The sequence below is a fragment of the Mucilaginibacter sp. OK268 genome (assembly GCF_900103125.1).
GTDB lineage: Bacteria > Bacteroidota > Bacteroidia > Sphingobacteriales > Sphingobacteriaceae > Mucilaginibacter.
This window is the reverse complement of sequence record NZ_FNJV01000012.1, coordinates 190,860-201,706: the sequence shown is the minus strand read 5'-3', so window position 1 is coordinate 201,706 and position 10,847 is coordinate 190,860. Positions and strand designations below refer to the sequence as shown.

Annotated in this window: 9 protein-coding genes; 4 read left to right on the top strand and 5 right to left on the bottom strand. The window is 42.7% G+C overall.

Annotation, left to right across the window (positions count from 1 at the left end):
* The first annotated feature begins 244 nt into the window (after nucleotides 1-244).
* The gene (locus BLR84_RS27525; RefSeq protein ID WP_255367058.1) at nucleotides 245-2,050 is read left to right on the top strand and encodes a M61 family metallopeptidase; all 1,806 of its coding nucleotides are present in this window, start codon (nucleotides 245-247) and stop codon (nucleotides 2,048-2,050) included.
* 498 nt (nucleotides 2,051-2,548) lie between these two features.
* Complete coding sequence (locus BLR84_RS27520; RefSeq protein WP_090473470.1) at nucleotides 2,549-3,874, top strand: APC family permease; 1,326 nt, start codon at nucleotides 2,549-2,551, stop codon at nucleotides 3,872-3,874.
* A 10-nt stretch (nucleotides 3,875-3,884) separates the two neighbouring features.
* Here the strand turns inward: BLR84_RS27520 and BLR84_RS27515 are convergent, their stop codons facing one another.
* From BLR84_RS27515 to gltX, 3 genes are all read right to left on the bottom strand, one after another.
* Nucleotides 3,885-4,298 carry a hypothetical protein gene (locus tag BLR84_RS27515; protein WP_090473469.1) on the bottom strand — a complete coding sequence of 138 codons (414 nt, stop codon included), beginning with the start codon at nucleotides 4,296-4,298 and terminating at the stop codon, nucleotides 3,885-3,887.
* 296 nt (nucleotides 4,299-4,594) lie between these two features.
* Nucleotides 4,595-5,905 carry a Xaa-Pro dipeptidase gene (locus tag BLR84_RS27510; RefSeq protein WP_090473468.1) on the bottom strand — a complete coding sequence of 437 codons (1,311 nt, stop codon included), beginning with the start codon at nucleotides 5,903-5,905 and terminating at the stop codon, nucleotides 4,595-4,597.
* Nucleotides 5,906-5,969: 64 nt separating this feature from the next.
* Nucleotides 5,970-7,493 carry a glutamate--tRNA ligase gene (gene gltX / locus BLR84_RS27505; RefSeq protein WP_090473467.1) on the bottom strand — a complete coding sequence of 508 codons (1,524 nt, stop codon included), beginning with the start codon at nucleotides 7,491-7,493 and terminating at the stop codon, nucleotides 5,970-5,972.
* Between the two features lie 165 nt (nucleotides 7,494-7,658).
* Between gltX and BLR84_RS27500 the strand changes: the two genes are divergently transcribed.
* The gene (locus BLR84_RS27500; protein WP_090473466.1) at nucleotides 7,659-8,873 is read left to right on the top strand and encodes a sensor histidine kinase; all 1,215 of its coding nucleotides are present in this window, start codon (nucleotides 7,659-7,661) and stop codon (nucleotides 8,871-8,873) included.
* Nucleotides 8,851-9,369, top strand: coding sequence for a DinB family protein (locus tag BLR84_RS27495; protein ID WP_090473465.1), 519 nt, complete (start codon nucleotides 8,851-8,853; stop codon nucleotides 9,367-9,369). The genes BLR84_RS27500 and BLR84_RS27495 overlap by 23 nt, the downstream gene beginning before the upstream one ends.
* A 75-nt stretch (nucleotides 9,370-9,444) precedes the next feature.
* Here the strand turns inward: BLR84_RS27495 and BLR84_RS27490 are convergent, their stop codons facing one another.
* Nucleotides 9,445-9,819 carry a DUF6249 domain-containing protein gene (locus BLR84_RS27490; protein WP_090473464.1) on the bottom strand — a complete coding sequence of 125 codons (375 nt, stop codon included), beginning with the start codon at nucleotides 9,817-9,819 and terminating at the stop codon, nucleotides 9,445-9,447.
* 253 nt (nucleotides 9,820-10,072) lie between these two features.
* The gene (locus BLR84_RS27485) at nucleotides 10,073-10,762 is read right to left on the bottom strand and encodes an SIMPL domain-containing protein (RefSeq protein ID WP_090473463.1); all 690 of its coding nucleotides are present in this window, start codon (nucleotides 10,760-10,762) and stop codon (nucleotides 10,073-10,075) included.
* Between the last annotated feature and the right edge of the window lie 85 nt (nucleotides 10,763-10,847).

The following is a 10,847-nucleotide window of genomic DNA, read 5'->3' as shown; positions in this document are numbered from 1 at the left end:
AATGTGAGTCACTAACTCGGAGCGAAGCTTAGTTTACCCTGCTTCTTGCTCAATCAAATAGTCCAATATAATAATTATGCTAATCTAAAGGAGCGGAGCGTGGCAATCTCGTCGCGTTCATCTTACATGCTACGAGATTGCTTCGTCGTTCCTCCTCGCAATGACATGGTTTTGATTTGTTTTCCAGCGAAGCTGAAGCGCAATGACGCGTGCAGAGAAATTCATAATTTTTTTAACTTGCGGCATGAAACCATTTAAACATATCATTACATTTTTATTAATCATATCTTATATGAGTCCATCTATCAGTGAAGCGCAAACTACGGCCAATATATCCTACACAGTGTCTTTTCCGGAGGCACAGGCGCATTATGCTGATATTGAAATGCATATCTCGGGCTTAAAACAAAACACGCTCGATCTTAAAATGCCTGTATGGACACCCGGCTCATACCTGGTGCGGGAGTTTGCCAAAAACATAGAAGCTTTTAGTGCCGATGCCGGCGGAAAAACGGTTGCATCGCCCAAGATCAATAAAAACACCTGGCGTATTGCTACCAAAGGTGTATCCACAGTAAATATTAAATACCGGGTTTATGCCAACGAGATCTCGGTACGTACCAGTTATATCGATGCCTCGCATGGCTTCCTGTCAAGCTCGGGGATCTTTATTTACCCGGCCAATATGCTGCACCAGCCGTCAACTATCCACATTAAACCTTATAAAGACTGGGCTAAGGTTTCAACCAGTCTGGAAATGGTGAATGGCGATCCTTTTACCCGCGTATCCCCCAATTATGATATCCTTTTTGATTCGCCCATTGAAGTGGGTAACCAGGATGTTTTCGGTTTCGATGCATCAGGCGTAAAATATGAGGTGTGTATGTACGGCGGTGGAAATTATGATAAAGAACGCCTGAAAAAAGATCTGCACAGCATTGTGGAACAGGAAGCAGCCATTTTTGGCGAAAACCCAAACAAGCATTACGTTTTTATTGTGCATAACCATTTACGTGGCGGCGGTGGTCTGGAGCATTTAAGCTCTACGGTTTTAGGCGCTTCGCGCGATAACTATGCGACAGAAAAGGGATACCAGAACTTTTTGGGCCTGGCGGCGCATGAACACTTCCATTTATGGAATGTAAAACGTCTTCGTCCGATTGTATTAGGGCCCTTTGATTATGATAACGAAAACTATACCACCAATTTGTGGATAGCCGAAGGGTTTACGGAATACTACCAGGAAATAGCGGTTCGCCGTACTAACCTGTATCCGCCAGAAAATTATTTAGACGTATTGGTAGGGGAGTTTAACATCCTGGAAAACCTGCCGGGCAAAAATGTGCAGACTGTTGCCGAATCGAGCTTCGACGCCTGGATAAAAGCATACCGTCCGAACGAGAATTCCAACAATACCACGATATCTTACTATAACAAAGGCGCTATTGTCGGAATGATGCTCGACCTGGAGATCATTAACAGCAGTAAGGGGAAATACTCTTTGGATGATGTGATGAAGTATATGTATACCGAATATTACAAAACCAAAAAACGCGGCTATACCGACGCGGAGTTTAAACAAGGGTTTGAAAAATTTGCCGGTAAAAAACTGGATGATTTTTATAAAAAATATATCAATGGTCTAACTCCTGTGGACTATAACAAATACCTTGGCTATGCCGGCTATAAAATAAGCGATGAACTGGCGGATAATAATGATCCGGCATTCGGCGTGGTTACGGCTACTACGGCCAATAAAAAAGTAATTGTGACCAGCGTTACCCGCGGAACATCGGCCTATATCGACGGCATTAACGTTAATGATGAGCTGGCTACTATTGACAACGAACCTGTTACCGACGCGGCAACCATGCTGAACGGTAAAAAAGTTGGCGATAAAATAAATGTGGGCATCATCCGCGATGGGCTGCAACTTACCCTGCCGGTTACCCTGCTGAAAAACGCGCGGGTTAAATATAAAATTGTACCGGTAGATAATGCAACCGCACAGCAACAGCTGGTGCGTAAAAAATGGCTGAGTTTGCAATAGTCTACGTCTGAATCAGAATTCACAGAATTTGAGGATTCTCAGAATATAAAATCTCATTCTGTTAATTTAAAAAATGGCTGAATCAGAATTTACAGAATTTAAGGATTCTCAGAATATAAAATCCCATTCTGTAAATTCTGATTCAGACAATCTCGAAATAATTTCGTATATTTAAGTATATAAACCCATGGCCCTGCTTACTTGAAAAACGTAAGCAGGGCCATTTGCTTAAAGGGGCAAAAAGGGTAAAAAGTAAACTGTTTTTTACTTAGTTATTTGAAAATCAATCCTATAAATCTTTTTAAAGTTTTCAAAACCCATCAAAAATTTGTTAAAAAGTGTTAAAATGGATGGTTTTGAATCAGTTTCGAAAGGTTTTTGACCCGTTTTTACCTGCTTTTCGCTCCGAAAAGTGTTAAAATCAAGCTTTAAAAAGTATTTTAAAAATGTACGTTGTTTGATTTTTGTAATAAAGGCTAAATTGTATTTTTATAACTTATGCCATCAGCCGCAGCCTTAAAAAAAATCAGACCGATACAGCTTGTCGCTGTTATTTTCTTTACCGTTTCTGGTGGGCCATATGGTCTGGAACCGCTGCTGAGTTATGCCGGCGATCATGGTGCAATTTTGATCCTGTTAATAACCCCATTGCTTTGGGACGTTCCAGCCATATTCACCGTACTGGAACTGAACAGCATGATGCCCATCACCGGTGGCTATTACAAATGGGTTAAATACGCCCTGGGCACCCGCTGGGGCTTCTATGAGGGCTGGTGGACCTGGCTCTATACTTTTGTCGATCTGGCTATATACCCTGTGCTGTTTGTACAATATGCGTCGTTCTTTTTCCCGGTTTTGCTGCAGTACCAGGTGCCGGTATGCCTGCTCATTATCTGGGCATCGGCGGGCTTAAATATACTGGGGATAGTGCCTGTGGGTAAAGTATCGCTGTTTTTAAGCGCGGCAGTACTGGCACCGGTTATTATTTTAATTGTTTTGGCTATTCATAAGCATAGCGGCAGTTTGAGCATTCCCTCGCCATCATTAAAAGGAATTACTTTCCCCTCGTTTGGGATGGCACTATATACCGTGATGTGGAACTGCCTGGGCTGGGACAATATCACCACCTATGCCGAGGAGGTTGAAAAACCGGTACGGTCATACCTGGTATCCATGATCATAGCTTTTATACTGGTGATGGTGGTTTACTTTTTTATCACCTGGATAGCCCAGCAATCGGGCATAAATCATGACAAGTTAACCAATGACGGCTTCCCGGCATTGGGGGTATTGGTGGCAGGTAGATGGCTGGGTGTTGTTATAGCGGCGGGCGGCATGGCCAGTACGCTGGGTATTTACGCGGCTGTATTGTTATCGGTATCTCGGGTACCACAAGTAATGTCCGAAGATCATTTGCTGCCGGCTGGTTTGAACAAGCTGCACCGCCGCTTTAAAACGCCCTATATATCCATCATCATTTGCTCCTTAGTGGTGAGCTTTATGGTACTATGGACCTTTGCCGATCTTTTGATCATTGATGTAACAGTTTACGGCGCAGGGTTATCGCTGGAGTATATAGCACTGGTAAAGCTGAGGTTAAAAGAACCGCTTAAGGCCCGGCCGTTCAGGATTCCCTTAAATATCACGAGCCTTTGCCTGGTATTGATTTTTCCTTTTATGGTTTACGCGGTGGCTTTGGCTGGGGCATTGTCATCAACACCCGAAGCATTGAAAGCTGCGGTGTTTGCAGTAGTTGCACTACTAAGCGCCGAAGCGGTATGGCGCATTATTTTGATCAGCAAGCCTCATTTAAAAGCGAGTTGATTGGAACGATTTAGTTAGAAGCTTTAGCAAGGAGATTGTTAATAGGGGCATCAAAAATTCCGGATAAAACACCTGCGATATTTTTGCCCTCAGCTGGTTTTTTGAAATCCTCGGGATAAAAGATATGATCAACCCCAAGCACTTTTAACAGACTATCGGTTTTAGTGTGGGCTTTGGTTTTATAACAATATACTTTTATTTTACTGTAAGCAGGATTGCTGCCTATGCGGCGTAGTATTTTTTCGATGTCCTTAATCAGGTGATCATAATCAAATATGACTATGTTGGGTTTAGTTTCGTGTATGGTAGGGAAAATACTACTTACCGTAGAAACATGCCTGAACATTTTATTGTCAGACAGTAATTCAACCGAAAAATTATCGGCAGCAACCAATAACACGTTTTTAGATCTTATGCGGATCATAACCAATTAATTAAGGGGGCTCATAAAATTAAATTTTAAATATCATTCCTCCAAAATATTATTGCCAATTGTAATAATATTGATACAAAAAACAGACATTAAAGACATAAAAACTTGCCTGAAAATCAATGAACTTCTTTTTTTGAAATTAATTTTCGCTAAAGTAAATTCAGGTGCCTGTTCAGTTGCCATATCCCGCTGTATCACAGCGAGATATTATTGGAGCTTTATTACGATAGATAGTTTGTATTTGTTACCTCGTTTTTAGGTATTTAGATATATTTAAGTTTATTAATTTATTGATGCAATTCATCCTTGTATACTTCGCCGCCTTTCATTACAAAAGGGATGTTCTCCAGGCTGGTAATATCAGTTAGGGGATCGGTTTTTACAGCGATGAGGTCGGCATATTTGCCTTTGGAGATTGAGCCCACTTTGCCCTGCCAGCCTAACAGATCGGCAGCGTTATAAGTGGCCGATTGTATAGCCTGCATAGGGTTTAAGCCAAACTTTACCATGTATTTGAACTGCTTGCCGTTCCAACCATGGGGATAAACCCCGGCATCGGTACCAAAGGCTATCTTAACCCCGGCTTTTACCGCTTTTTGAAAACTTAGGCGTTGTGTTTTGCCAACCAGGCGTTCTTTATTAATGATTTTTTCGGGGGTACCATGTTTGGCATAATCGCTCAGGATATAATCGTCGTTATAGATATCGGCAACCAGGTAAGTGCCGTGTTGTTTCATGAGAGCTATAGCTTCGTCGTCAAGGAAACTACCATGCTCAATAGAGGCCACGCCCGCCTTTACAGCCATCTTTATGGCTACAGTTCCGTGAGCATGGGCGCAGGCTTTAAGACCCCAAAGATGGGCTTCATCAACAATGGCGTTCATCTCTTCCTGGGTAAATTGCGGCGCGCCTACGCTTTCCTCTTCGGAGAGCACACCAGCGCTTGCCCCAAATTTGATTACTTCTGCGCCGTATTTAATATTATAACGCACTTGTTTACGTAGCTCATCAACACCATTGGCAACACCACTCATTTGCTTGGGGCCAACCCAATCCAGATATGGCGAAAAGCCGTTCAGGTCACCATGACTGCCGGTACTGCCAATAAACAGCGTAGCGCAAAGCATACGCGGGCCGGGAATATCGCCATGATTGATGGCGTTGCGAAGGGCTATATCAATAAAAGCGGCAGCGCCCACATCCCGGCAGGTAGTAAAACCGGCAAGCAGGGTCCGTTTGGCATAATTGGGAGCTATTACTGCGTAATCAACCGGCGATTTACGGAAAATATCATCATAATAATTATCACCGGGTTGTTGGCTCAAATGGGTGTGGCAATCAATTAAGCCAGGCAAAACTGTGGCATAGCTGAGGTCAATCATCTTTGCGCCTGCCGGTATGCTAATATTATCGCCAACCGCTTTAATGGTATCATGGTCAACCACAATGATCTGGTTGGTAAGTACCCTGCCTTTTTCGGTATCAATAAACCGGCCGGCTTTGATATATTTAACAGAATCGGTCTGCTGTGCAAAGGCGCTTATAACGCAAAAAAGCATCAGTATGCTGCTGATGCTTTTAAAGTAAATTTTATTCATGTGGTGGGATTATGTTGTTATCCCAATAATACGGCTTTTTTACTTGCCATTCTACAGCTAAGCTTTAAGCGGTAAACGCTTCCAAAGCTTTGGCTATCCTGCTGATAGTTTCCTGCCTGCCCAGCAGTGCGGCTATGTCAAATACATGAGGGCCAAATTTGCCCCCAACCAGCATAATACGGAAAGGCAACATGACATCGCCTGCTTTTAAGGCTTTCTCGTCCATGAGGGCTTTAAAAGCCTCCTCAAAGCTGTGGGCTTCTAAAGCGGTTTGGTCGCTGTTTAATAAAGCAGTAAGCGCGTTAAAAAAATCGGTTTTAGCATCGGTCCATTTTGGTTTTACCGCGTTGAGGTCATATTCTTTGGGTTGTTCAAAAAAGTATCCTGCCTGCTGATAAAAATCGGCCAGTAAAACGCAGCGATCTTTTATTAAATTGATTACGGTTAAAAGGTAATCGTCATTATTGATTGTAATTCCTTTTTCTTCTAAAACTGCTTTTACTTTAGGCTTTAGGCTTTCAGCATTAAGCTTTTTGATCCATTCGGCATTGAACCATTTGGCTTTTTCAAAATCAAATTTAGCGCCGGCTTTGCTCACCCTGTCCAATGAGAATTTTTCGATCAGTTCGGCCAGCGTAAATAATTCCTGGTCGGTACCATCGTTCCAACCCAGGGTAGCCAGCAGGTTTAAAAATGCTTCGGGTAAAAAACCCAGCTCGCGGAAACCCGGGGTGAGTTCGCCGGTTTTGGCATCAAACCAGGTCATAGCATATACCGGGAAACCCAAGCGGGCGCCGTCGCGTTTGCTGAGCTTGCCATGGCCATCGGGTTTTAATATTAAGGGAAGGTGCGCCCATTGCGGCATATCGGCTTTCCAACCCAGGTAATCCCATAACAGCAAATGTACGGGTGCCGATGGCAGCCATTCTTCGCCGCGGAAAGCATGCGAAATCTTCATCAGGTAATCATCCACAACCACAGCTAAATGGTAGGTAGGCATACCGTCGGCTTTGAGCAATACTTTATCATCAACCTGGTTGGTTTCAAAACTTACGTGCCCACGGATCATATCATTAAAGCTGATGGTTTCGTCGGCAGGCATTTTTATGCGGATCACATGTGGTGTACCGGCATCAAGCAAGGCATCCACCTCATGCTGTGGTAGTGAAATTGAATTGCGCAAGCTATCGCGATAGGCCTGGCCGTATTGAAAATTGGGGATCTCTTTACGGTTCTTGTCCAGTTCTTCGGCGGTGTCAAACGCGTAATAGGCGTGGCCCTGCATCACCAGGCGTTCGGCATATTCGCGGTAAAGCGCTTTACGCTCACTTTGACGGTATGGGGCATAAGGGCCGCCAACCACCGGACTTTCATCTGGTTGCAAGCCGCACCATTTCAAACAATCTAAAATATATTCTTCGGCACCTTCAACATAGCGGGTCTGATCGGTGTCCTCAATCCTTAAAATAAAATCGCCATGGTGTTTTTTGGCGAATAAATAGTTAAATAATACGGTGCGTACGCCACCCAGGTGCAAACCACCAGTTGGACTTGGCGCAAAACGAACTCTTACTTTTTTATCGGTCATGATGGGGCAAAGATAAGTTTTTTACCATGTGCAGATATGCAGATTTTAGATGTGCAGATGAAAAATGACGGGCAATCGATTATCTGCATATCTGCACATTTGAAATCTGCACATCTGTAACCATCACATTTGAAATAATTTTACGTTATTTGGAGTGTGCCCAGTATGAACCCATACCAACAGAAAAAGCGCTGGAAATATTTTCTGCTCGCGTTTGCCGTAGTTATTGCCTTTGGCTCTCTATTTTATACCCGTTATTTAGTAAAAAACATAGCCATCTCCGAGCGTACACGCGCTCAAGTTTGGGCACTGAGCATGAAACAGGTACTTAACTCAGACGATAACGACTTTTTAAATTATGTTTTTGCTGTACGCGACAGTCTTACCGTACCGGCTATTGTTACGGATGCTAAAGGCGATATTGTTATACAGCGCGGCCTGGATACCACCAAAACCAATATAAAACTGGAGGCCGAAGGGAAGAAGACAAAAAAATATGATCCTGAATATTTTAAGTCGGAGCTGGATTATATGAAAAAACAGCATGCGCCTATTAAATTATTAGTTTTGGGCGAACAATGGTTTGTTTATTATAAAGACTCGGCCTTGCTACAGCAGTTGCGTTTGTTTCCATATATCCAGTTAACGGTGATCGCTATATTTCTGTTGATGGCTTATACAGCATTCAGCTCATCCCGAAAGTCGGAGCAGGATCAGGTATGGGTTGGTTTGGCCAAAGAAACAGCCCATCAGTTGGGTACACCCATATCATCATTAATGGCCTGGATTGAACTGATGAAGGAAAAGTTTAACGCCGAAGGAGACACCCTGATAGCGGAAATGGAGAACGATGTGCAGCGCCTGGAGATAGTGGCCGACCGTTTTTCAAAAATAGGATCGAAGCCCGTACTGGAAGAGCATGCCGTTTATGCCGTGGTTAAAGATTTTGTTGATTATTTTAAAGTTAGGGTAAGCAAAAATATCAGCTTTGAAATGACCGGCAACCCACACCTCAAAGCCGGACTTAATATTCCTTTGTTTGACTGGGTATTGGAGAATTTGCTGAAAAACGCGGTGAACGCTATTGAAGGCAAGGGAGGGATTCACATAGAAATAGGGGGTAATAAGTTAAAAAATCAGGTTTTTATTGATGTGACAGATACCGGTAAGGGCATACAACGATCTAAGTTTGATACCGTTTTTCAGCCGGGTTATACTACACGAAAACGGGGCTGGGGTTTGGGCTTGTCGTTAACCAAGCGTATGATAGAGAATTATCATAACGGACAGATATTTGTAAAAGACTCCGAAATAGGTAAAGGGACAACATTTAGGATCATATTAAAAAACATACGCCATGATAAGCAAGCCATCTCCTGAAGAATATTCGCCATTTGCAAGCGGGTATGTGAACCTGGTTCCGGATAATCATGTTATTGAACTATTGGAACGTTTAATGGAATCGAGCTATCAGTTGTTCAGCAAATTGACAGATGAGCAGGCTGCCTATGCCTACGCGCCCGGTAAGTGGACAGTTAAACAAGTGCTTGGCCATATGATAGATACCGAACGGACCTTTGCTTACCGGGCTCTTGTTTTTTCACGAAACTATATTGAACTGCCGGGTTTTGATCAGGACATATACGTAAATAACACTGATTTTAACGCCCAAAGTATACAGGATCTGGCAGCGGAATTTAAAGCCACACGGTTATCCAATATTTATATGATCCGGGGATTTAGCGAAGAGCAATTGCTGCGTACCGGTATTGCCAGTGATCACCTGTTTTCAGTAAGGGCTTTTGTTTATATGATGGCTGGGCACGAATTATACCATCTACAATCCTTTAAAGAGAAATATCATATTTCGAACTAAATATCCGGCTACACTAAACGCCGAAAAGCCTCTGTTAAAACAGACGCTTTAAGTCGACGGAATTTATTTTTCTGATTATTTCTGTAGCGTAAGATCATCTTTATCCAGTACTTCCTTTTTTTCTATCCGGTAGGAGAGGATCAGTCCAGCTCCGCCGAAGATGGCAATCAGGGCAACGTAAAGGAAAAATGCTTCATCGTCCATATAACGGAACACAGAATGATCTAAAATAAAGGCCAGGAACAAACCGATGCCAGAGCCGATAAGCAGTAATCCCCATTTTAAGTTTTGATAAGGCGCTGATTGTGGTTTGTAACTACGCGGATCCATACCACGTTCAATCATTGATAATTTTTCGCGCTTGTTCAGGTAAACGATCCCGAAGATCATGGCGAAGAAGCCGAGGGGTACTAATATTCCAGCTAATACACCCAGTTGAGCAGTTTCCATACTATTTAAGTTTTAATAAGTTAATTAAATTTTTTCTTGTTTCTAAATCACCAATGCGATGTATTTGTAGGTTATGACTACACTGTTTTTAAACAGGTTACACCCTTTGTAAAAAAAAATTACGCCCCCCAGCCCCCTGAAGGGGGAGCTTTTTGATTAGCATAGAGTTTTTAGAAACAAAAAAGCCTTTCTCATAGCGAGAAAGGCTTTACAAATGAATTTCAAAACTCCCCCTTCAGGGGGCTGGGGGGGCTTACTTTATTTCAAATGTAGCTTGTATCTGGAAGCTCAGTTTTATCTTTTTAAAGTCGATGTCTGACTCGGCAGGGCCGGCAGCATCCGCGGCAGCTGATTTAAACATCATCATGGCACGTGGCTGTGGAAAGCTGCTGTTGTCGCTTTCGGTAATGCTCAATGCAGAACCTAATTTGTCGCCCAATCCATTTACCAGGAATGCTGCTTTATCGCGGGCTGATAGTAATGCTTTTAATTTCAGCGTATTTTTCAGTTCGTTGATCTTGGAATAATCGTAGCTCTGAATATCGGTTGATTGGATACCTTTTGCATCAACCTTGGCCAATATCTGGTTGAATTTATTCAGGTCGGTAACTTTAACCAGGTATTGTTTGCTGGCCAAAAAATCGGGGGCCTTTTTCTTTTGATAAGTGTTATTCCAGGCCGAAACATTGTTTATAGTAAAGTCTTCGCGGGCAATTCCGGCGTCTTTTACACCTTTTTCCAATTGGTTTTCCAAAACATCAATAGTAACCCGGTTTTTACCGTTCATATATTCCTGTAAAGAAATGGAAACATATATAATGTCGGGGGTAACTTCCTGTTCGGCAATGCCTGTAACTTCAATTTTGCGACGCAGGTCAACCGTTTGTGCAAACGCACCATAAGTAGTTGTAAGTAATGCTGCAAGGATAAATAGCTTTTTCATGGGGTAAATTTGTTTTTTAGATTGTGAAACGGTGATGAACTGTATTTGTGTTTGTTTAGCAGTTCATGGGTGGTTTCATGTGATA

Excerpts from the sequence above, each read along its gene's own strand:
- BLR84_RS27490 (WP_090473464.1), bottom strand. The coding sequence starts at position 9,819 with ATGGAAACTGCTCAACTGGGTGTATTAGCTGGAATATTAGTACCCCTC.
- gltX (WP_090473467.1), bottom strand. The coding sequence starts at position 7,493 with ATGACCGATAAAAAAGTAAGAGTTCGTTTTGCGCCAAGTCCAACTGGT.
- BLR84_RS27500 (WP_090473466.1), top strand. The coding sequence starts at position 7,659 with ATGAACCCATACCAACAGAAAAAGCGCTGGAAATATTTTCTGCTCGCG.
- BLR84_RS27485 (WP_090473463.1), bottom strand. The coding sequence starts at position 10,762 with ATGAAAAAGCTATTTATCCTTGCAGCATTACTTACAACTACTTATGGT.
- BLR84_RS27525 (WP_255367058.1), top strand. The coding sequence starts at position 245 with ATGAAACCATTTAAACATATCATTACATTTTTATTAATCATATCTTAT.
- BLR84_RS27515 (WP_090473469.1), bottom strand. The coding sequence starts at position 4,298 with ATGATCCGCATAAGATCTAAAAACGTGTTATTGGTTGCTGCCGATAAT.
- BLR84_RS27510 (WP_090473468.1), bottom strand. The coding sequence starts at position 5,905 with ATGAATAAAATTTACTTTAAAAGCATCAGCAGCATACTGATGCTTTTT.
- BLR84_RS27520 (WP_090473470.1), top strand. The coding sequence starts at position 2,549 with ATGCCATCAGCCGCAGCCTTAAAAAAAATCAGACCGATACAGCTTGTC.
- BLR84_RS27495 (WP_090473465.1), top strand. The coding sequence starts at position 8,851 with ATGATAAGCAAGCCATCTCCTGAAGAATATTCGCCATTTGCAAGCGGG.